We start from the raw sequence: 22,213 nt of genomic DNA, 5'->3' as shown, positions 1-22,213 counted from the left end.
TTAATGCTCTTTTTGTTTACCAGGCTCTACTGCCGGTATTAAATTCTTTCAGGTATTCGGCGACCACCAAATGATTGATAAATCTGGATGCATCTGGGTTGAGCTTGATGTTTTGCTGCTTCATGAAACGATTGATGACTTTGGGCATCATCTGACGTTCGAAGTAGCCTTCGTTATCCAATATCTGGCTATTGTTCAGTACCTGCTCGTCTGCGTCCTGTTTGACACCAGTCAAGGCTTCAAAAATCTTGCGCTCGTTTTCAGAGATATCACCACGCTCCAGTAGGCGTTTGTGAATTCGGGTGTATTTGACATCGCCTAGGTACTTCTGACGAAGTTGGTTGTTCTGGCGGTTTAACTCTTTAACGCGCTCATAGATTTTGTTGAGTGCATCGATATTGGCCACCATTTCATTCTGGGTGACTTCGCTGAGGTTCTTTTTCTTGAAGAGCCTTTCCAGCTCTTCTCTGAGGCCAATAAACTTAGGGTCTTGTTGGTCGAAGTTGCTGGCCAGGGCTTCGCGAGTTTGCCTCAGGGTGTTCTTTAACTGATCGGCAAGAACCAGCTCCTCTTCACCCACTTTGATAAAGCGGAAGATCACATCCTCAAGGGCAACATTCAGCAGGTTGGTGGTGTCGGAGCCATTCTCGATGCTCTCTTTAAGGTTAAGCATATCGAGGTGATTGCAAGTTTCCCGATAGAGGATATTAAGTTTGGCGAAGTCCAACTGTTCCAGTAACTCGTAGTCGCCTTGTAAACGGATAAGGTTGTACAAGCTCTTGGCATTTTCTAGGACCTTTTTCAGAGCCAATACTGTCTCTCGGTCTTGGATCTGGCTGACCTGGTCGGCAAATATTTCGGCATTTTCGGTATTAAAGCGGAACAGCACATCCTTGATATTATCGATTTCTTGCGCGATCTCTTCCTGTGATTTGAACAGGTTGGAGTAGTGCTCCATTTCATCGCCCAGCTCTGCCTGAAGCTCGTCGAAGTAGGCTCTGTTGGTTGCATCAAACTCTTTACGAATATCGGCAAAATCCACCACATAACCGTAGCGGAAGTCGTTATAGGTGCGGTTGACCCGTGTTAGCGCCTGTAACAGGTTGTGCTTGCGGATCACTCGGCCTAGATAGAGCTTTTTCAGGCGCTTGGCATCGAACCCTGTCAACAGCATATTGTACACAAACAGGAGGTCGATCTTGCCTGCTTTAAAATCTTCTACCCACTCTTTTCGCTCATCCTTGCTGCCAATGTCATGCAGGATCAATACGGCACTCTTTACTTTGTTATTCGCTGAGCTTGGTAGCTTTGAATTAGGCTTTTTATTAGATGAAACACTTGGATTTTCATACTCTGGAGACTCTTCGGCCACCATAGGAAGATCGTAAGCTTGCTGATTGGCTTCTTTCACACTCGCATCTAGCGGCTCTTGTTCGGCATATTTCTCGCCGAAGAGCTTGAACATCTCCTTGGCTTGATCTGAGCTGTCACAAATGACCATGCCGCCGATACTGGTATCATTAAGCGCCCCACGACTTTTCTCAAAGTCGGTAACGATGTAATCCAGCATGGGTTCAACAAAACTCGGGTGTGCGTAAATGAGCTTTCGATCTATATCGCCCATTTTCACTTCCACATCTTCTAACGCTTGTTGCAGCACCAATTTGTAGTTGGTGGCGATCTCTTCGCGGATCAAGCGCAAGGTGTAACCATCGGCGATAGAGGCGTTGTAGTAGTACTTGTGGATGTAGTCACCAAAGATCTGTTTAGAGCTGATGGCCTTGGAATCCGGGTTCTTCTTGGCTTTATCTTCATCCACAATCAGCGGTGTGCCTGTTAGCGCAATCTTGATGGCGTTGGGATCGGACTGATAAAGGTTGGCCAGAAAACTACCTTTCGGATTGTAGCTGCGATGAGCTTCGTCCAGAACGAAGATACGCTGGATATTAATGTCGTAGTCTTTGGTGGACAGGACATCCGGGTCATCCTGAAACTTCTGAATATTCACCACCGTGATTTCCGGCTTGCCGGAATGGTTGTGAATAACCTGTGTTGCTTTGATATCTTTGGCGAAGGCATCACGGGAGTTAATAGTGTGTACCGTCAAACCGCGGGCGGTGAATTCCCGCTGGGATTGTTGCAGCAGATCAAGCCTGTCCACAATGAAGTAGAACTTGGGAATGACCCGCTGCTTCTGAAAGTAATCCGTCAGAAAACGCACATTGAAGTAGGTCAGTGCCGTTTTACCGCTACCCTGCGTGTGCCAGATGATGCCCTTTTTCATGCCTTCATTCAGCTTGCGCTCGATGGCTTTCGTCGCGAACAGCTGAGGATAACGCATGATGTGCTTTTGCAGTCCGTCGGTTTCGGACACATATGCCAGTGCATAGCGCAGGATGAACGCCAGACGGTCACGACTTACCAAGGAGGTGCAGACACGGTTAGTTGGGCGTTCGGGGTGTTTATTAGTCTGAAACTCAGGGTTACTGCGGATCACTTCCAGATTGTTGTCTTTGAGTACCCGCAGCTCTTCTGCATCTGATACAGATTTCAGCAGGGCTGTCAGGTTAAGTATTTCTTCTTCACGGAAGTAGTTGAACACGGGGTTGTGATAGGAACTGCTGGCATAGAACGCACCCTGCACTGGTTCAGGATCGCCGTCGTCATACTCCATGTTGTTGGAGAAAATCATGAACTGGGTAATATTGACGAAGCGCTTGAATTTGGGGTTCTGGAAGCGTTTATTGATACGATCGCGCTCGGCCAGTATGCCTTCCCGATTGTTCGGTTTTTTCACCTCAATGAAAACCAGCGGCATCCCGTTGATCAGCAGGGTGATATCAGGGCGGAATTCTTCATCTCCGTTCTGGCAAGTCAGCTCGGTGACTACGTGAAAACTGTTGTTGTTAAAGTTCTCAAAGTCGATCAGCTTGGTGTTGGAGCGATCCGTCAGTCGTTCGAAAAAGGCTCGCCCAAGATCTTCGTAGTCCAGCTCTAGCTTGATGTCTTCAAGCAAGCGACTTACATCATCAGGCTCAATACCCGGATTGATTTTGAGAATCGCCTTGTTAAACAGGTCAGGGAAAATATTTGTATCCAGATCCCAGCATTGACCCTTAAGTGACAGATACTGATAGCCCAGCCTCATGAGGTGAAGAATGGCTGGGAGCTTTACACGGGTGTCTTCGTTAAACTTCATAGTGTATCCCGTTTATTGGTGGATCAGCTCTAGCAGGTCACCTATCTGGCACTCAAACAGCAAACACAGTTTCTCAATGGCTTCCAGATCCACTTTCTGCGCCGTTTCTTTGTAGAGTAAGGTCAAGGTAGCTCTGCTGAGCCCAGTCTCTCTGGCAACGTCGGCAATACGCATCTTACGTTCACCCATCATGCGGGCGAGATGGCAGCGGATCATGGCGATGCCTCATATTGGATGGTCTTGATGATAGGGAGGGAGAGTACCACAAACCTTGTAATGACGTAACATTTTGCGACTTGAGACAACATTATGTCATTCAAAACGCAAATTACTTTTACGAAGATTTTGACAAACTCTACGCGTGGCGGTTTCGAACAACAAGACTACACAGCGTGTAAGAACATGGAAAGATTGTCCAACGGGGTACGAGATAGTTCCGTACCAGCCAACATCAGATGGCATAGTGAATGGCATAACGAAAATTGCACATAAAGAAAAAGCCCAAGCAATTCAATTGCTTGGGCTTATCATTTGGCGGTGAGGGAGGGATTCGAACCCTCGATACGTTGCCGTATACACACTTTCCAGGCGTGCTCCTTCAGCCACTCGGACACCTCACCAAATTTTCGACTGCTGCTTTACCTGTTCAATCACCAGGGTTGCTCACGGCCATGGCGGCGACAACGGGGCGTAATGTAAGGGATGGGCCTGCATGGGTCAACGCAATTTATTGCTTTTTATGTCGCTTGCTCAAGATTCACACCAATTGGTGAAAATCTTGGCAACTCCCCCATTAAACCCCGTTTATCTGGCTTATCCGGGAGCCTGCTCTTCCGCCAACGCCTCTTCCAAGGAGCCGTAAAATGCCAGTTGGCCTGGGACGGGTACCACCTTGGCCCGCGCCAGGGTCTTGAGGGGTTGAAATTGCAACTCGGCAATGCGCAGCTCCACCCCGGTATTGGCCATCTGCTGCTTGAAATGGAGAAATGCCGACAGTCCTCCCGCATCCAGGATGGAGACGGCATCCATCTGCAACACCAGCACGCGGTGGCCCTGTACCTGCTCGGCCAGTTCGCCAAATACCCGATCGGCGGCGGCGAAGAAGAGCGGGCCGTTGATGCGGTAGAGCAGGCCCTGCTCTGGCAGCTGATGCTGATGACGCTTGTGCTGCCCCAAGTCCTGCAACAGGGTCATTCTGGCAATGTCGCGCATGAAGAGCAGTGAGGCCAGGATCACCCCGAAGGTGATGGCAATCACCATGTCGAAGATGACGGTGAGCGACAAGCAGACCAGCAGCACCAGCACATCCGCACCGGGCGCACGACGAATGAGCTCTACCGCCTTGTGCGCCTCGCTCATGTTCCAGGCGACCAGCAGCAGCAGGGCGGCCATGGCGGACAGCGGCAGCCAGGAGAGCCAGGGGGCCAGCACCAGCACGGCGGCCAGTACCACCAGGGCATGGATCACCGCCGAGATGGGCGAGGTAGCCCCGGCTCGCACGTTGGCGGCTGAGCGCGCAATGGCGGCGGTGGCCGTGATGCCCCCAAAGAAGGGCGCCACTATGTTACCCAGCCCCTGCCCCACCAGCTCGGTGTTGGAGCTGTGCTTGCGCCCCGTCATGCCATCGAGCACCACGGCGCAGAGCAGGGATTCGATGGCCCCCAGCATCGCCATGGAGAAGGCCGCAGGCAGCAGTTGCTGGATGGCGGCCAGATCCCAGTTCACCGGCTGGCCATCGGGTCCTGGCAGGGACCATGGCATCAGCAGACTGGGCGCCAGAGGGGGGATCCCCGCCCCCTGACTGCCATCAGGCAACAGATAGTGGAACTGGCTGCCGATGGTCGCTACCTCGACACCGCAGCCATGCAGGGCAACCCCAAGCCCGGCCCCCACCAGCACGGCGGGCAGATGGCCCGGCACCGGCAACTTGAGCCTGGGCCAGAGCAGCAAAACCGCCAGCGTGGTCACACCGATGAGGGTATCCCCCCACTGCCAGCCAGGCAGAGCGTGGGCCAGCGCTTCCACCTTGCCCAGATAGGTTTCCGGCATCTCGGGTACCTGCAGGCCGAAGAAGTCCTTTATTTGCAGGGTGGCGATGACGATGGCGATGCCGCCGGTAAAACCGAGGGTGACCGAGGGGGGGATGTACTCGATGAGGCGACCCAGGCGCGCCAACCCCATGGCGACCAGGAAGAGACCCGAGATCAGGGTCGCCACCAGCAGGCCGCCGACCCCGAATTGCTGGGCGACCGGATAGAGGATCACCACAAACGCAGCGGTAGGGCCGGAGACGGAGTAGCGCGAGCCACCGGTCAGAGCGATGACAATACCGGCGATGATGGCGGTGTAGAGCCCATGCTGGGGCGGCACGCCGCTGGCGATGGCCAGGGCCATGGCCAGCGGAATGGCGATGATGCCGACCGTGATCCCGGCCACCAAATCGCGCCCCAGGCGGGTCATGGTATAGGGTTCATCCAGGCAGGATTGGCGTAACGCCACGGCGAGCCTCACGGGGAGTGGTGCTTTTTTAGTATGCATTGGTGTCGTAATACCAGAACAGAGAGACAAAGGCCGACGGAGCCGGCACCCGATCATCATCAAGGGCCGGCAAGAGCGTCGACGCGGCGATGGTATCTCATGCAACCTTAACCGATAGCCAATCCGATTTCGATGGCCGGGATCAATGAAAGGGTACACTCTTCGGTGAATGACCAAGATAGCCGCCATATTGCCGATTTTTGCCTCATTGGGCGGATTTTCGGTTGACTCAGCACCCAATGAGCCTTAGTTTCTGCGCCGATGTTTTTGGCCGGAGTCGGTGGCTGCGCGGTGGGATCCTCTCCCCTCCCCTGTCACCCCGATAAGAAGCAGTACTGCCCCTCGACATCACCTTGCCGGGCACTCTCTTTTAGTATGCCGGCCAAGGCCGGTTCCGATAAAAGGACCCTATGCGCATGTCCGAACCGACTGCCCTGAGTCTCATCCCTCCCATCGTCGTACTGGTACTGGCAATCTGGCTGCGCCGCCCCATTCTCTCCCTTATCATAGGGACGGTTGCGGGTCTGCTGCTGCTCAGCGCCAACCCCTTCGATGCCCTCGATACCTTCGCCGAGGTCTCCCTGCGTACCATGCAGGATGAGACGATCGGCTGGCTGATCCTGGTGTGCGGCAGCTTTGGCTCCCTCATCGCCCTGCTGGTGCGCACCGGCGGCGCCATGGCGTTCGGTCAACAGGCGCTCAAGTTGGCCAAGGGGCCGAAATCCTCCCTCTTCATGACCTTCATGCTGGGGCTGGTCATCTTCATCGATGACTACCTCAACGCCCTGACCGTGGGCGAGACCATGAAGAGAGTCACCGACCGCTTCAAGGTCTCCCGAGAGATGCTGGCCTATGTGGTGGACTCCACTGCGGCCCCGGTCTGCGTGCTGGTCCCTCTCTCCACCTGGGCCGTCTTCTTCGGTGGTCTGCTGGAAAATAACGGCGTGGCCGCAACGGGCGAGGGGATCAACGTCTACTTCCAGGCGATTCCTTACATGCTCTATGCCTGGCTGGCCGTGCTCATGGTGCTGTTGGTGATCCTGGGGATCGTGCCGGCCATAGGCCCCATGAAACGGGCAGAGTTGCGGGCACAGCATGGCAGCGTCGGCGCCATGCGAGTCAGCGATAGTGAACTCATGCAAGATGCGGGTCTCACCCCGGACAGCTATGCGGTCAAGTCCATCGAGGAGGAGTTTGCCCAGGCCGATCGCGCCGGCAAGCTGCACAACTTCCTGGTGCCCATGGCCATGCTGGTCGGTTTCACCGTCTATTTCGACATCGACATCTGGAAGGGGCTGCTGGTCACCCTGCTGCTGACCATCCCCTACTACATGGCCCAGCGGCTGATGCCCCTTGCCGAGATGATGGAGCAGATGATTGACGGCTTCAAAACCATGTTGCCCGCCATCGGCACAGTGATAGCCGCCTTCGTGTTCAAGGACATCTGTGATCAGCTGCACCTGCCGCAATACGTGATCAACAGCCTGACCCCTTACATGACGCCGCAGATGCTGCCTGCCGTGGTCTTCGTCTCCATGGCGGTGCTGGCCTTTGCCACCGGCTCCTCCTGGGGGATTTTCGCGGTCACCATCCCCATCGTCATGCCCCTGGCTCACTCGGTCGGCGCCGATATTCCGCTGGTGATAGGCGCCCTGCTGTCAGCCTCCTCGTTTGGTAGCCAGGCCTGCTTCTATAGCGACTCCACCGTACTGGCCGCCCAAGGTTCAGGTTGCGATCTGGTCAGTCATGCGGTGACCCAGTTGCCCTATGCCCTGCTGACCGCAGCCATTGCCTTCGTCGGCTTCATCATCATCGCCTGATTGCAGGCGGGCCAGTTGCCCGCCTGTCCAGGTAGTTGATAGTTGAGGGGTATTCGCTGGCAAATTGCTGATTGTGCTGAAAATACCCCATAACGACCAAGTTTTCGGCAAACAGCATCAAAAGTGATATTTGTAGCCGAGCGCCAGCTTGACACCCGGCGCCCGGCTCTTTAATATGCGCGCTGTCTCAACGAGACAGGCAATTCCTCCTTAGTTCAGTCGGTAGAACGGCGGACTGTTAATCCGTATGTCGCTGGTTCAAGTCCAGCAGGAGGAGCCAATTCCCTCGTAGTTCAGTCGGTAGAACGGCGGACTGTTAATCCGTATGTCACTGGTTCAAGTCCAGTCGAGGGAGCCACATTCGAAAGCCCGCTTAGGAAACTAAGCGGGCTTTTTCATGTCTATCCCTTCATTGTTTCACCCTGAGCCAGCCCTCTCTCACTGCATGCTCTCCCACATGCCTCGCACGGTGAACAATCGGCACGCCCCGTTCTCGCTCGGCTCAAATTCGACAAGCAATGACTTCGGTCCCGTTCTCGCTCGGCTCAGCTGGGTGAGTTGTTCAGGCTCTCGCTCAGCAGACCAGATCGTTAACCGGCATGTTTTATGGCCGCCATCTGAGTCATAATCCCCACCCCTGCCCCCGCCAAGGAATCACCATGGGCCGCTTCAATCTCTTGCTCACTGGCAGCCGTCTCATGATGCTGCCTTTTTATGTCTGCATGCTGCTCAGCGTGTTGCTGCTGATGGTCAAGTTTGCCCTCAAGCTCTACGAACTGTGCCGCGACATCCTCACCATCCACTATCTGGACTTGGTGACCGGGGTGCTGACCCTGGTGGATTTTGTACTGGTGGCCCAGATGCTGATCCTGGTTGCCCTGTGCGGCTATGTGCAGTTCATCAAGACCCCGGAGCAACGGGAGACCCTCGGCGACAACTGGCTATACAAGATCAACTTCGCCTCCCTGAAGCTCATTGTCATCAACTCCCTGGTGACCATTGCCGGGATAGAAGTGCTCAAGGCCTTCCTCGAAGATGGGGTCGGCAACGAGACCGAGATGAAGTGGTCTGTCATCGTGTTTCTCGCCTTCTCCACCGCCGCACTCATCTACGCCATCACCGAACGACTGGCGGATCACCATCCCGAAAAGCCCTGAACAGCAGGGCCGTAATGGGGATGGTGTATCCTGGCTGGACGAGACGGCGGGCATCGACGGCGGGGTCACAGACGGCAAGCAGAGAGGCTGAACTGGCCCAGGGGTTTTATTCAGCTTCTATTCATTGATTAACGAATTGATAATTCTTTTCATTGCTCTTACCCCATTGTAGACTTGCTCCGCCTGGGGTCATTCCCCGGCAGTGGAGCCGTTATGACCCGTCTTTCCCTCTCACCACGATACCTCTGGCAGTGGTTGGCCTATCACCATCAGGCCGCCGAGGGCAGCCTCTATCTGATGTTCTTCTCCGGCCTGCTGTTGTGGGAGCCGCTGACCCCGATCTGGTCCCTGGCGCGCTGGAATCTGTTTCTCCACGTCATGCTTTCGCTCTCCCTGTTCCCCCTGCTGTTTGGTGCCTTCTGGCTCTCTCATCGCCGGCTGCTGCGCCATAGCCGCAAGCCGTTCTTGCGCGCCACGGGCCGCATCATCGAAGGCCTGCTCCTGACTTGCCTCGGCAGCGGCCTGCTGCTGCTATTGCATGGCACCCCGGGGGACAGCCTGGGCTCCCTGGCAAGCTGGGCCCACTGGCTCAGTGCACTCTCGCTCACTCCTCTGGTCTTGCGCCACGCCTGGCGCTGGACCCTGCTCAGATGGCGTTCCTGATCCCATGTTGAAGTTGCTGCTCACCTGCCTGTTCACCTGCCTCTTGCTGCTCGGCGCCCCCCAGGCCCAAGCCCAGCAGATGGGCTCGGCCCTGGCCGCTTATGAGGAGGGGAATGCCCCCCGCCTCGTCACGGCCAATCAGAGTGGCGGCTCCGTCACCCTGCTCGCACGGGGCAGCGGTGAACGGCTCAAAGAGGTGCACTTTGGCGGGGATCTTCGTCAGCTCGCAAGAGCCGATAACGGCAACCTGCTGGTCACCGACTACAGCGGCGATCGCCTGCTGCTGCTGGACGAAGATCTCGACTTGGAGAGGGCGATCCCCACCGGCCATAGACCCTATGGCGTCATCTTCGACCCCAAGCGGCGCTGGTTCTGGGTCACCCTGTTTGAGGCGGCGCGCCTGCAAGCCTACGATCTCGACGGCGCCCTGATGCTGGATGTGGCGACCGCCGAGACCCCGCGCGGGCTGGCGCTCACCGATGACGATCGCCTGCTGCTGACCCATGCCATGACGGGCCAGCTGGCCATCTACGACCTGGCCACGCTCAAGAAGGATCCCGCAGCCCCCTCTCTGGCAGAGCCCCGTATCATTACCCTGGCCGAGACCCACAGCGACACGCCAAGCGACTCCCAGGGCCTGCCGCGCCTGCTCGATGGCATCGCCCTCTCCCCCGATGGCAGCGAGGCTTGGCTGCCCCATGTGCTGTGGAGCTTCGGTCACCCCTTCCAGTTTCAGAGCACCGTCTTCCCGGCGGTTTCCATCATCGATCTCGATGAAGAGAAAGAGCGGGTGGATGAAAGAAAGCAGCTCTTCTTGCAGATCAATCTGCCCAGCGTCGGCAACCGCAGCCAGATCGTCTCCAACCCCTTCGCCGCGCGCTTCGCCGCCGATGGCAAGCGGGTCTACCTGACCCTGGCGGGCTCCGAAGACCTGCTGGTGTTTGACCTGTCGCGCAGCGGCAAATCCAACAGCAACCGCCACAGACGCAAGAAGTTCCAGGGAGGCGCCAAGGCGACCCAGTTACTGCGCCACCTGCCGGGCCAGAACCCGCGCGACCTGCTCATCGATGGCGACCATATTCTGGTGCAAAACGCCATGAGTCAGGATCTCACCCGCCTTAATAGTGGTGGCCCCGGCCCCTTCGCCCGGGTCACCGTCGACAAGCCCCGTTTCGCCAGGCTGGTCGACAGCGACCCTCGCCCCGAGCCCCTCAAGCGCGGCGAGCGGCTGTTCAATCTGGGCAACACCGCCGCCAATGCCCGCTTCCCCATGGCCGGGGACAACTGGATGAGCTGCAACTCCTGCCATCTGGATGGTTTCAACTTCACCAACCGCTTCCTGATGCAGGCCCACCGTCAATCGAGCAAAGATAACGCCATCAACGGCCACGCCAATCTCACCAACATGGTGGCGGGAGATTTTATCGGTGAATACCTGCGCATGACCCAGCAGACCCAGGGCGGCATGGGCCACGACCCCCGTGACGGCGCAGAGGCGGTGGATCCCGCCAATCCCCCGCCCGAGGTGAAGGCGATGATGGAGGATCTGCACGCCTTCGTGACCAGCGATGGCAACCTGCCCTACCTCGCCAGCTGGTTGCGGCTCGATGCCCCCCGCACGGATCCCGCCAGGGCGCCCACTACCCACCCGAAAGAGTGGTTGAGCTCCGCCTCCTGTCAGAACTGCCACCAGCAGGCTTTCGCCGACTGGAGCGATAGCAATCACCGGCTGATGGGCAACTCTCACCCCTACTACAAGGTGGTGCAGCAACTGGCCCGGGAGACCGAGGGGGAAGCCTTCGGTCAGTGGTGCCAGAGCTGCCACATGCCCCAGCAGGTGCTGAACGGCCAGACGGAGCTGCCCAAGGGCTCCCACCTGTTCGAGCGAGGGGGCGCCTCCCTTGTCAAGGCGCATCAACAGGGAGAGCCCGTGGTGGAAGAGGGCACCAGCTGTCTGTTCTGCCATCGCATCACCCGATTGGAAGACGCGGGGGGCAATGCCGCCGTCACCGTCAATCTCAAGGACAGGGAGAGTTACGTCTTCGAAGATGCCCCCGGCGGCAGCGTCCGTCACTGGCTAGGGTCGCGGCAGATCAACGCCCGCCCGGCCATGCACAAGGCCTCCTACCAGAAGGATTTCTACCAGGATGCGGCCCTGTGCAAGTCCTGCCACAACGAGTTTGCCCCGGGCAGCGGTGCCAACATCGTCAATACCTGGGACGAGTGGGAGAACTCCAGCTTTGCCAAGGCCAAGGATCCCGCCAGGCGGCGCAGCTGCATCGACTGCCACATGAACCCCGAGCCCGGCAACGGCGGTGCCCCGGTGGCGGGCCGCTCCACCGAGAATGGCACCTATAAACAACGCCTCTATCGCCACAACTTCACCGGTGCCCAGCACCAGCTGGTGGGGCTGCGCAATCCCGAGCTTGAGCAGGAGAGCCTGGCGCTGCTGCGCTCCAGTGCCACCCTCAGCGCCCGTATCGAACAGGCTGCCGATGGGCAGCAACTGGTGGTGCGGGTGACCAACGTCGGCGCAGGCCACGCCCTGCCCACCGGGGTCGCCGATTTTCGGGAGCTCTGGCTGGAGCTGACCGTCACCGATGCCAGCGGCAAGACGGTGCTGCGCAGCGGCCAGCCGGTGGATGGCGCCGTGCCTGAGGATGCGCGGCTGTTCAGAAAAGTGTTTGGCGATGCCGAGGGCAAGCCGGTAGGGCTCAAGTTCTGGCGCTACGCCAAGCTCTTGGAAGATACCCGCATCCCGGCCGATGGTTGGCGCGATGAAGCCTGGCCCCTGCCTGCGGACGCACAAGGCCCCTTCAGCGCCGACATCAGGCTCAACTTCCGCACCTATCCCAAGTGGGTCAATGAGGCGGTGCGCGCCGCCGAGCCGCAATTGCCCGAACCACCCATAGTGCTACTCAACCGGCTGCAGCTGTCTCAGTTAACGCCGACTCCTCCCTCCCCTGACACGGAGCATGAACACTGATGTTTGCAAGTTTTCTCATTACCCTGCGCGAGGGGCTGGAAGCCTTCCTGCTGGTGGGCATCTGTCTCTCCTACCTCGCCAAGCTTGGCGCCAGTCGCCACAACAAGTTCATCTATCTGGGGGTGGGGCTTGGCCTGATTGCCTCGCTGGTGGTGGCCTTCCTGTTCCAGGTGGTGGTGAGTCAATTTGAGAGCGAACGCTACAACCACCTCTTGATGGCGGGGATCCTGATCTTCGCCACCCTGGTGCTCACCTACATGGCAATCTGGATGCAAAAACAGGCCAAGTCCCAGGTGGGGGCCATGACGGCGCGCATCGATGCCGCCATCGACGGCGGCAACCTGTTTGGCCTGGTGCTGCTCGCCTTCCTCGCAGTGATGCGGGAGGGCTTTGAAACCGTGCTCTTCTTCTCGGCCCTGGTCTATTCCGGGCAAGGGGTGGATCTGCATGAGGGACTGATGGGGGCGCTGGCGGGGCTGCTGGTCTCTGTGGTGCTGGTGTGGGGGCTGCTGCGCTCCACCCGCAAGGTGGCGCTGGCCCCCTTCTTCCGCTGGACCGGGCTGCTGATCATCATCATAGCCGCGGGGCTGCTGTCGTCCGCCATCAACATGTTGCAGGCGGCGGACGTCATCACCTTCTGGACCACGCCAGTGTTCAACATCAGCCACATCCTCGACGATCAGGGGGTGTTCGGCACCTTCCTGCGCGCCCTGTTTGGCTACAATGCCTCACCGGCTGGCTTGCAGTTGCTGACCTGGGCCAGCTATCTGATCGTCTTTGTCACCCTCTGGCATCGCAGTTACAGGCCGGTCGACGCAGGCAAGGCCTGAGTCAGGCGATGGATGTCGCGGGGCCTGCGGGCCCCCTTTTCTCCTCTTCGGACAGGTATTGATGGGCGATAACATGAAGAAAATTGCAGTGCTGGGGGCCGGTCCCGCCGGTCTGATGGCCGCCTGGCGCCTGTGCCAGGCCGGTTTTGCGGTCACCCTGTTCGAGCAGGAGGCCGTGGTCGGCGGCATGTGCGCCACCCAGCGCTTCGCGGGCAAGGATGGCGACTACCGCTTCGACTACGGCGGCCACCGCTTTATCACCAAGAACCCCGATCTGCTCGCCTTTATCGACGAGCTGATGGGGGACGACCTGCTGCACGCCGAGCGCAAGAGCGTCATCCGCTTTGGCGGGCGCACTTATGACTACCCCCTCAATCTGACCAACCTACTCAAGACTGCCCCGCTAACCCTGATGGCGGGGGCGGTGAAAGACTTGCTGCTGTTGCCCTTTGCCAGGAAGCCGGACGATTTCGCCAAGGCGAGCTTTGCCGAGTGGATCCAGAGCCACTTCGGCCCCACCCTCTATCGCCAGTTCTTCGAGGGTTACACCGCCAAGCTGTGGGGCATCAACCCGGACAAGCTCTCCGCCGACTGGGCCGGTCAGCGCATCAGCCTGATCGATCTCAAAGACGTGGCGCGCCGCCTGCTGCCAAGACGCAAGGGCAACCTCTCGGTGCGCACCTATGCCCGCAAGTATCGTTATCCAAAGTATGGCTTCGGCCAGATCTTCACCACCCTGGGAGAGCGGCTAGTGGCAGAAGGCGTAACGGTCAAGACAGGTGCCACCATCAGCCGCCTCGAACAGGCTGATGGTCGGATCGAACGGGTTTATTGGTCACAAGATAACGTTGAGCAGAGCGAGCTCTTCGATCAGGTGATCTCCACCCTGCCACTGCCGCTCACCTGCCAGCATCTGGGGTTACCCTGCGACTTGCACTACCGCGCGCTGCGCTTTATCAATATGCCCCTGGCGCAAGAGAACCTGTCGGACAACACCTGGCAGTACCTCTCCGACCCCCATATTCTGGCCACTCGCTTGCAGGAGCCGCGCCGGCGCAGCCCCTTTATGGCGCCACAAGGCCAGACCTCGGTGATGCTGGAAGTCCCCTGCAATCCGGGGGATGCCACCTGGCAAGCGCCGCTGGCCGAGCTGCGCGGCCGGGTGACAGAGGATCTGGCAACGCTTGGTGTAGATACCCAGAAGCTGGGCGATGAGACCTTCGAGGCGCGCAGTGAATATGCCTATCCGCTGATGGATCTCGGTTATCAGGGCCGACGCGACGCGGCCATCCAGGCGCTGATGCCAATTGGCAACCTCATCATGACTGGCCGTCAGGGAACGTTTCGCTACATCTTCACCGACACCGCCATGGAGATGGGGATGATGGCTGCGGACATGGTGATCGACGGGGTAGACAGACGCCATGCCATCTTCAATCATCGCAATGAAAATACCGTCATTGAAACCCAGAGCGTGGCCTGATGGATGGTGACAGGTGTTCAACAGGCAAACCGACGCCGCAACACCTTCAATCATCGCAACGAAAATACCGTGATCGAAACCCAGAGCGTGGCTTGAGCCCGGCTGAATACATCAACGAAGGAGAACTGGATGACCATACGCCCGGGTTTACTTGCCCTCACTCTGCTGCTGACCCTGAGCGGACAGGCCCAGGCCTACTCCTACGCGGCGGCGGGCAAGGAGCCGCTGATCGATGCCCGCGAGCAGTTGCTCACCGCCGCCAGCGAAGGCCAGGATGGCAGCGCCATACTGGCCAGCCTTGCCGAGGAGCTCGGCTACCTGGAGCAGCACCACAAGGTGACACTGCAAGCGCCCCTGGCGGCCGCCATCGCGGCCAAGGATGCCAAGGGCACGGCCGCCCTGCTCAACCGCGCCTACAAGGCGGAGATCGAGCGTCGCCTGGAAGGTGCCAGCCAGAATCTGGGGGACTATCAAACCGCCAAGGTGCTGGTGGTCAAGAGCAAGCGCTTCCTGGATTTGATCCTCCCCTCCCTGAGTGAAGGGGATCGCAAGGCCGCCGATCAGGCGCTGGCCCAGGTGCTCGATGCCATCGGCAACCCTGGGGTGTTCGGGGTGGGTGCCAAGCCCGCCGATGCCGCCGCCTTCGCCGAAGCGGAAAAAGCGCTGATGGCCGTGCTGGTACCACTTTGATGACCACCTGCCAATCATTGCGCCATCTCGCTGTGACAAACCGTGGGTGTCGCTTCGTGCTACCCACCCTACCCACAGCCTGCCGATAGATGCCCCCGAACGCCGGTTTGCCTCCTTCTCCCCTTGCGGGAGAAGGGGTGGGGATGAGGGGGACGATAGCGTCTCGGCATTGGGCTTCCCCCTGCACAACCACCATTTGGCTGCTTGCCCTGCTGCAACTGGCTTGGCTCGGCTGGCTATTTTCCTTCCCGGTGGCCCTCGATTCCGACGATGCGCTGAACTTTGCCCACGGGGTGACGCGTTTCAGCGTGCTGGAGTTTGCCCCCCACTTTCCGGGCTACCCCGTCTTCATCTGGCTGGCCCGGTTGCTCAATCTGGGGCTGGCAGACCCCATTGCCGCCGTGCACTATGCCAGCCTGCTGGGAACGGCACCTATCCCGCCCCTGCTCGCCTGGCTGGTGGTGCGTCGCTGGCAGGCTCCCGCCTTGCTCGCTCCCCTCTGGTTGCTTGGCCTGGGTCTGCCGCTGGTGCCCGCCCTGGGGCTGGCAGGTTTGTCCGATGGCCCCGCACTGGCCGCCTGGCTCGGCGCCCTGCTCGCCTTGACGCCAAGCGGCCACTCTCCCTTGAGCGCGCGCAGACTCATGCTGGCCGGGTTGCTTGTCGGCATCATGCTGGGCCTTCGCCCCTCGTACTTTGTGTTGGCCCTGCTGCCAGGGCTGCTCGGCTGGCAAGGAGGGCGCATCCGGCTCTTGCTGCTGCCCATCCTGCTGGTGGGGCTGCTCTGCCTGGCCTTTGTCTGGCAGGGGGATGGCTGGGCCTATTTTAGCGAGGGGCGTCGCTTCACCAGCGGTCATTTCACCCTGTGGGGCAACACGGCGGTGGCCCATGGGGATCGCCTGCTGAGCTGGGCTCAGACGCTCAATACCCAGTTCAGCCCGCTCTGGCCGCTGGCCTTGCCCCTCATCGGCTTAGGTCTGCGCAACATGGCGGCGGCGAGCGGGCGGGCACTGACCAGCCGCTATGGCCTGAGTTGGCTTGCCCTGCTGCTCTGGACGCTGTTTGGCCAAAATCCGGATAACCCCCGCCATCTGGCCCCCCTGTTACTGCTCAGCCTGCTGCTGGCCGCAGGCGCCTTGGTCACGCCCGGCAAGACGGGAGCAGGATGGGGGCGCCGCCTTGCCCCAGGGCGCTCCTCTCCCGGCCATCTTGCCCCCCCCTTCCCCCTGCTGCTCTGTCTGATCGGCCTCTGGCTGCTCTGCACCACTCTGACCCCGGCGCGGCCTGCGGCCCTGTATGCGGCGAAACAGCTGGCCGAGCAGCGCTGTCCGGCCCTCGTCACCCAATGGGGGGTACGACTGCTGCGGGAAGAGAGCTCCCTGGCCATCACGGATGCCTGGTATGAGGGGGATGCTCGTCTGGCCCTGGCCGAGGGTGCCTGTCGGCTCAGCCGTCGTCCCCTGTCCGAGCTGACCACCCGCAATCCCCCTCTCACGCCCCTCTGGTTCGCGCCGCGTTTTCGGGCTGAGCCCGGGCTCTGGCTCGGTATCCCCCCCTCTTGAAGCGATCCAGAGGATCTGTCTCAGACAGAGCTCGACTACACTCAGCCCGCATCCCCCACTACCGAGATCATGCTGGATGACATACCGCCTCTGCCTGGTTCCCCTCACCCTGCTCATGGCGACGGGCGCCCTGCTGATGCCTCTCTGGTTGCAGGGGGGCAGCCAGGGTCATGATCTCTTCCATCACCTGCTCTCCGGTCACTATTTTGCGGCGCAGCTCTGGCAGGGTGAACCCTATCCTCGCTGGTTGATGGCCATGAATGGCGGTTTTGGCAGCCCGACCTTCTTCTTCTATCCGCCGTTGCCCTACTATGTCAGCGCACTCTTTGCGGGCCCCGATCTTGCGCCCCACAGGGCCATCTATCCCCTGCTGGCCAGCGCGACCCTTGCGCTGTTTCTCTCCGGGCTCTTCGCCTATCTCTGGCTGTGCCGTCTGACCTCTTGCGGACGGGCCCTGGCCGTGAGTCTGCTCTATCTCGCCCTGCCCTATCACCTGGCCATCGATCTCTATGCCCGCTTCGCCCTCGCCGAGTTTTGGGCCTTCGTCTGGGCCCCCCTTGCCTTGCTGGGCCAGGAGCTCATCTGCCGCAACAGGCCCATGGGCCCCACCTTGCTGGCCCTGGCCGTGGCGTTGCTGGCGCTCTCCCACCTGCCCAGTCTGCTGTTGACTCTGGGGCTCATCACCCTGCTGGGGTTGTTGCACGCCCGCCAGACAGCGGCGCTTGGCGCTCTTTGGCAATCCCTGTCCGCCCAAATGCTGGGCATGGGGATGGCGGCCATGTTGCTGTTTCCTGCATTGCTCGATCAAGGTGCCATCTCCATGGAGCTGATGCGCGGTGGCATCTTCGATTTTCGCCGCAACTTCCTCGACCGATTACCCAGCGGATGGCATGACTGGTATTTTCGCGGCCAGCTGGCCTGGCTGACCATCCTGACCCTGGGGCTGCTGCTGCTTGCCTGGGCCGGGGCGGCCGATCCCAGGCGAACCAGCCTGCAGTGCTGGGGCGTGGTGGGGGTGCTGGCCTTCCTGATGATGCTGCCGGTGAGCCAACCCCTGTGGTGGCTGCTGCCCCCCCTGCAACAGGTGCAATTTCCCTGGCGCTGCAATCTGATCCTGACCCTGGCCACCCTGGCCGTGGTGGCATTGGCGACACCGGCGCAAGGCCTCTGGCGTTATGGCTGGTGGGGGTTGTTGCTCCTGACGCTGGTCTCCTCCCTGGCCTATGTGAAGCATGCCCCCCTCACCCAGGCCCCCGACAAGGCGGTGCTGGACGCCGAATTCGACAGCAAGCGCAGCGCCCGGGAGTACAGGCCCAGCCAGGTGCCCAAGGGGGAGTTCACCCCCACAAGGCTCGCCTGGAAGGAGGAGTTCCAGCCCCCCATCGTCACGCAGCAAGCCGATGTCCAGTGGCAAGTCAGGCACTGGCAGGCGCGCCACCTCGAACTTGAGGTGACGGCCAAGGCCCCGGCCCGGCTGCTGCTGCACCAGTATGACTATCCCGGCTGGCAAGCCTGGCTCGATGACAGTCTCCCCCTGGCCGTGAGTGCCAATCACCAGGGGCTGATCCAGGTCTGGGTGCCGGCGGGTCATCACCGCCTGACCCTGCGCCTCGCACCGCGCTGGCCGGAGCTAGCTGGCTATGGCGTCTCCTTGCTGGCCTGGCTGCTCTGGCTTTACCTGAGCTACCGCGCCCTGGTGCATGCCCGCCCCATCTCCGAGGGGGGCTAAGCCACAACCGATGTGCCAACACTCAATGGGCGGCCATATCCGGTCTGGATGTGGCCGCTGCCCGGGCAAAGCTGCTAGACTCACCCCTTTGTCACGCCGTCATCCCAACCCCGGACTCTCTATGCCACAGACGCCCCTCTCGCCACGCTTCCTGTTTATCCTGCTCGGTGCCCTCGCCGGTCTCACCCCGCTGGCGGTGGACATGTATCTGCCCGCCATCCCCAACATCGCTCAGGACTTGGCCACCAGCATTGATGGCGCCCAACTCACCATCAGCGCCTTCCTCGGCGGTTTTGCCATCGGCCAGCTGTTCTATGGCCCGCTGGCCGACAGCTTTGGCCGCAAGCCGGTGATACTGGCGGGTCTGGTGATGTTCTCCATCGCCTCGGTCGGTTGCGCCATGGCGGACTCCCTGCCCGAACTGCTGGCCTGGCGCATGGTGCAAGCCGCGGGAGGGGCGGCGGGCTCTGTGGTGGTCAATGCCCTGCTCCGTGACATGTTCGAGAAAGATGCCTTCTCCCGCGCCATGTCTTTCGTGATCCTGGTGATGACCCTCGCCCCCCTGGTGGCTCCCATCATTGGCGGCTATATCGGTGCCCATGCCAGCTGGCGCCTCATCTTCTGGCTGCTGGTCGCCATCAGCTTGCTGATCTGCGTGGTGATGCAGTGGAAGATCCAGGAGACCCTCAAGCCCGAGCTGCGCCAACCCCTGCGTCTGGGTCAGATCTTGCGTAACTACTGGGGCGTGCTGAGCCACCGCCGCGCCATGGGCTATGTGCTGTGCGGCGCCCTCTCCAGCTCGGGGATGTTCGCCTTTTTGAGTGGATCCCCTTATGTCTATATCGAATATTTCCATGTGCCGACCCAGCACTATGGCTGGCTGTTCGGCCTCAATATCTTGCTGATGATGCTGGTGACCTTTGCCAACAGCCGACTGGTGAAGGGGGTGGGTTCGGAGCGCATGCTGCAATACGGTCTGACGGTGCTGCCCCTGGCCGGCCTCCTGCTGGTCTATAACGCCTGGAGTGAGAGCGGCGGCCTCTGGGGCATCGTCATCCCCATAGTGCTGTTTGTCGGCCACATCAGTCTGGTGGGAGCCAATGCCATGACGGGCCTGCTCGGCCACTTTCACCAGGCGGCGGGTACCGCCTCTGCCCTGGCGGGCACCCTGAGATTCGGGGTCGGCGCCCTGGTTGGCATCCTGGTCAACCTCAACCCGCCGCAATCTCCCCTGCCCATGGCCATCGCCATCGCCGGCTGTGGCCTGGGGGCGACCCTCTGCTACTGGTTGCTGGCCGGCAGACGTCCCGCCACAAGCTGAGGCTTGTCTCTCCCACGAAAAAGCCCTGTCTGTTCAGACAGGGCTTTTTCGTGCTCCTGTCACCGGGTTTTAGCGGTAGCAGAGCGGGTTGGCGCGGGGAGCGCGCTGACTTATTGCTCGGGGTCTTGCACCGCCGCCAGGCCGCTGCGGGCCACTATCTCGCTCTCAAAGCCATCCAGACTCTGCTGGTTCTTCTTGCGCCAGTAGGCTTGGATACCCTCCTCGCCCTGACGCGTCGACCAGTTGGCCAAGTCCACCCTGTCAGCCTGATAGTCGTACAGCGGCACCGACATGCCGCAAGAGGACTGCACGCTATCGATGTCGAGCAAGAAGATCTGCCGGGCCGCCACGCTGGGGGGAAACAGCGCCATCGCCTCATCCCAGTCCAGATCGCCGCGATGCAGTACCCGTGCCTGGCCATAGGCCCGCAGTATCATGGGCGCCCCCTCGAAGGCGCAGAACATCACCGTCATGCGCGGGTTCTGCAACACATGGGCCGCCGACTCGTTGCCACTGCCGGTCAGATTGAGCCAGGCCAGGGTGTTGCCATCAATGACCCGCACAGAGTCACCCCCCTTGGGCGAGAGATTGACGGTGCCCTCCTCTGCCGCCGTGCCGACAAAAAAGATCTTCTGCGCCTCGATAAAGGCACAATGACGCGGTGAAAGCGCCTCGAATAACTGTCCCATCTGCTTGTTCCCTCAGCTTTATCAGGCGATGACGCAGCGCTCCTGATGAGCGCCTTTCCTGGGGACGAGCATATCAAAACAGGGCGCTATTGAGCCACAGGTGAGCACCTATGCTCGCCAGATAGCCAAGCAGGATGACAGGCAGCCATTTGAGGTGGCCAAAGAAGGTATACATGCCGTGAGCCTGCCCCATCAGCGCCACCCCGGCGGCCGATCCGATGGAGAGCAGACTCCCCCCCACTCCCGCCGTCAGGGTCACCAGCAGCCACTGCCCCAGGGGCATATTCGGATCCATCGACAGCACGGCAAACATCACGGGGATGTTGTCGACCATGGAAGAGAGCAGCCCGATGGCGATGTTGGCCCAGGTCTGCTGTCCACCCTCGTAGAGGAAGTGGGAGACCAGCTCCAGATAGCCCATGAAGCCGAGCCCGCCGACACACATCACCACCCCGTAGAAGAACAGCAAGGTGTCCCATTCGGCTTTCGCTATCTTGTTGAATACATCGAACGGCACGACCGATCCCAGGCGCCGCAAGCGTTCATGATCGCCGGTGCGCTCGTAGAGGGCGCGCTTACGCGCCAGGGAACCTGGCAGCGTCTTGCGCAGGTAGAAACCGAAAAATTGCAGATAACCCAGCCCCATCATCATGCCCAGCACAGGGGGCAGCAGCAGGAAGTGATAGCAGAGGACGGCGGTCACTATGGTCAGGATAAAGAGCAGCACTATGGTGCGGGCTCCCCGCTTGAGCTCCACCACCTCACGGAGGGCATTGGGGGCATGGCGCGGCACCATGAGGCTCATCAGCAGGGCGGGCACCAGGAAATTGAGCAAAGAGGGAATAAAGAGCAACAAGAACTGGCCGAATTGCACCTTGCCAGCCTGCCACACCATCAGGGTGGTGATATCGCCAAAGGGGCTGAAGGCCCCGCCCGCATTGGCCGCCACCACTATGTTGATGCAGGCCAGATTGACGAAGCGGCGATCGCCATTGGCCACTTTGAGGACCACGGCGCACATCAACAACGCCGTGGTCATGTTGTCTGCCATCGGCGAAATGAAAAAGGCCAAGCCACCGGTGAGCCAGAACAAGGTGCGCAGCCCGAAGCCCGATCGCACCAACCAGGCGCGCAGGGCGTCGAACAGCAGCCGGTCCTCCATGGCGTTGATGTAGGTCATGGCCACCAGCAGGAACAGCATCAGCTCGGCATATTCCAGCAAATTGTGGCGAAACCCGTCGTGGACCAGGGTACTGAGCCCCTGCTCGGCGTAGACGATGCCTATCAATATCCAGATGATACCGGCCGCGATCAACACAGGTTTGGATTTGCGCAGTTGCAGGTACTCTTCGGCCATCACCAGGGCATAGGCAAAGACGAAGATGGCCACGGCAAACCAGCCAACACCGCTGTCGGTCAGGGGAATGCCGCCACTGTTGGCGACGCTGGCGCAGGAAAACAGACTGAGCCCAAGCAGGGCCATGAGGCGTATAAAACCAGACATAACTGCTCTTCCGTTGAGAACTGTCGGCCTTGATGCTAGCAGCCG

The 22,213-nt window shown here is 59.9% G+C and carries 15 protein-coding genes and 3 tRNA genes; 12 read left to right on the top strand and 6 right to left on the bottom strand.

Annotated features, from left to right (window positions below):
* Positions 1 to 16: 16 nt before the first annotated feature.
* The 4 genes from M2367_RS04535 to dauA form a co-directional block, all read right to left on the bottom strand.
* On the bottom strand, positions 17 to 3,199 hold the full coding sequence (locus M2367_RS04535; protein WP_259235940.1) for a type I restriction endonuclease subunit R: 3,183 nt from the start codon (positions 3,197 to 3,199) through the stop codon (positions 17 to 19).
* 12 nt (positions 3,200 to 3,211) lie between these two features.
* A complete protein-coding gene (locus M2367_RS04530; RefSeq protein WP_111901748.1) occupies positions 3,212 to 3,415 on the bottom strand; it encodes a helix-turn-helix transcriptional regulator in 204 nt (67 codons plus the stop codon).
* Positions 3,416 to 3,731: 316 nt separating this feature from the next.
* Positions 3,732 to 3,819 (bottom strand) — tRNA-Ser (locus M2367_RS04525).
* A gap of 193 nt (positions 3,820 to 4,012) precedes the next feature.
* The gene (dauA, locus tag M2367_RS04520; RefSeq protein ID WP_259235938.1) at positions 4,013 to 5,737 is read right to left on the bottom strand and encodes a C4-dicarboxylic acid transporter DauA; all 1,725 of its coding nucleotides are present in this window, start codon (positions 5,735 to 5,737) and stop codon (positions 4,013 to 4,015) included.
* A 416-nt stretch (positions 5,738 to 6,153) separates the two neighbouring features.
* Here dauA and M2367_RS04515 point away from each other — a divergent pair, with 416 nt between their 5' ends.
* The 12 genes from M2367_RS04515 (at position 6,154) to M2367_RS04460 (ending at position 19,975) form a co-directional block, all read left to right on the top strand.
* Positions 6,154 to 7,557 carry a Na+/H+ antiporter NhaC family protein gene (locus M2367_RS04515; protein WP_224430615.1) on the top strand — a complete coding sequence of 468 codons (1,404 nt, stop codon included), beginning with the start codon at positions 6,154 to 6,156 and terminating at the stop codon, positions 7,555 to 7,557.
* A gap of 204 nt (positions 7,558 to 7,761) precedes the next feature.
* Positions 7,762 to 7,837, top strand: a tRNA-Asn gene (locus M2367_RS04510).
* A 2-nt stretch (positions 7,838 to 7,839) separates the two neighbouring features.
* A tRNA-Asn gene (locus M2367_RS04505) sits at positions 7,840 to 7,915 on the top strand.
* A 301-nt stretch (positions 7,916 to 8,216) separates the two neighbouring features.
* On the top strand, positions 8,217 to 8,714 hold the full coding sequence (locus M2367_RS04500) for a YqhA family protein (protein ID WP_042042154.1): 498 nt from the start codon (positions 8,217 to 8,219) through the stop codon (positions 8,712 to 8,714).
* A gap of 213 nt (positions 8,715 to 8,927) precedes the next feature.
* Entirely contained in the window at positions 8,928 to 9,377 is a 450-nt protein-coding gene (locus M2367_RS04495) for a hypothetical protein (RefSeq protein WP_224430616.1), read from the top strand.
* 4 nt (positions 9,378 to 9,381) lie between these two features.
* The gene (locus tag M2367_RS04490) at positions 9,382 to 12,363 is read left to right on the top strand and encodes a YncE family protein (protein WP_259235937.1); all 2,982 of its coding nucleotides are present in this window, start codon (positions 9,382 to 9,384) and stop codon (positions 12,361 to 12,363) included.
* Positions 12,363 to 13,193, top strand: a complete 831-nt coding sequence (locus M2367_RS04485) for an FTR1 family protein (protein WP_259235936.1) — start codon at positions 12,363 to 12,365, stop codon at positions 13,191 to 13,193. Before M2367_RS04490 ends, M2367_RS04485 begins: the two co-directional genes overlap by 1 nt.
* Before the next feature lie 61 nt (positions 13,194 to 13,254).
* Positions 13,255 to 14,676 (top strand): FAD-dependent oxidoreductase, encoded by a 1,422-nt coding sequence (locus M2367_RS04480; RefSeq protein WP_259235935.1) that lies wholly within the window; start codon positions 13,255 to 13,257, stop codon positions 14,674 to 14,676.
* Between the two features lie 129 nt (positions 14,677 to 14,805).
* A complete protein-coding gene (locus tag M2367_RS04475) occupies positions 14,806 to 15,366 on the top strand; it encodes a hypothetical protein (RefSeq protein WP_259235934.1) in 561 nt (186 codons plus the stop codon).
* A gap of 143 nt (positions 15,367 to 15,509) precedes the next feature.
* Entirely contained in the window at positions 15,510 to 16,925 is a 1,416-nt protein-coding gene (locus M2367_RS04470; RefSeq protein ID WP_404972852.1) for a hypothetical protein, read from the top strand.
* Between the two features lie 76 nt (positions 16,926 to 17,001).
* A complete protein-coding gene (locus M2367_RS04465; RefSeq protein WP_259235933.1) occupies positions 17,002 to 18,654 on the top strand; it encodes a hypothetical protein in 1,653 nt (550 codons plus the stop codon).
* A gap of 121 nt (positions 18,655 to 18,775) precedes the next feature.
* Positions 18,776 to 19,975, top strand: a complete 1,200-nt coding sequence (locus M2367_RS04460) for a Bcr/CflA family multidrug efflux MFS transporter (RefSeq protein ID WP_042042162.1) — start codon at positions 18,776 to 18,778, stop codon at positions 19,973 to 19,975.
* Positions 19,976 to 20,085: 110 nt separating this feature from the next.
* On the opposite strand, the gene M2367_RS04455 is transcribed toward M2367_RS04460, so the two are convergent.
* Both M2367_RS04455 and nhaD read right to left on the bottom strand, forming a co-directional pair.
* Positions 20,086 to 20,664 (bottom strand): pyridoxamine 5'-phosphate oxidase family protein, encoded by a 579-nt coding sequence (locus tag M2367_RS04455; protein ID WP_224430623.1) that lies wholly within the window; start codon positions 20,662 to 20,664, stop codon positions 20,086 to 20,088.
* A 73-nt stretch (positions 20,665 to 20,737) separates the two neighbouring features.
* Positions 20,738 to 22,168, bottom strand: a complete 1,431-nt coding sequence (gene nhaD, locus M2367_RS04450; RefSeq protein WP_224430624.1) for a sodium:proton antiporter NhaD — start codon at positions 22,166 to 22,168, stop codon at positions 20,738 to 20,740.
* Positions 22,169 to 22,213 lie beyond the last annotated feature (45 nt).

Origin of the sequence: Aeromonas sp. BIGb0445 (assembly GCF_024809075.1) — a bacterium.
Lineage (GTDB): Bacteria > Pseudomonadota > Gammaproteobacteria > Enterobacterales > Aeromonadaceae > Aeromonas > Aeromonas rivuli.
This window is presented reverse-complemented; position numbering and strand designations above follow the sequence as displayed.